The sequence below is a fragment of the Paenibacillus xylanilyticus genome (assembly GCF_013359935.1).
Lineage (GTDB): Bacteria > Bacillota > Bacilli > Paenibacillales > Paenibacillaceae > Paenibacillus > Paenibacillus xylanilyticus.
In genome coordinates, this window is the sequence record NZ_JABMCB010000126.1 from 1 (window position 1) to 226 (window position 226).

A 226-nucleotide genomic window follows, 5' to 3' on the forward strand; every position below is an offset into this window, starting at 1 on the left:
AGGACCTCAGGGCGACCAAGGACCTCAAGGTACTCAAGGACCTCAGGGCGACCAAGGACCTCAAGGTACCCAAGGACCTCAGGGTGACCAAGGACCTCAAGGTACTCAAGGACCTCAGGGCGACCAAGGACCTCAAGGTACCCAAGGACCTCAGGGTGACCAAGGACCTCAAGGTACTCAAGGACCTCAGGGCGACCAAGGACCTCAAGGTACTCAAGGACCTCAG

Annotated in this window: 1 protein-coding gene; it reads left to right on the plus strand. The window is 58.4% G+C overall.

From position 1 onward, the window contains the following. The coding region (locus HP552_RS02640) for a hypothetical protein (RefSeq protein ID WP_217506289.1) at window positions 1–226 on the plus strand (226 nt) is incomplete at both ends.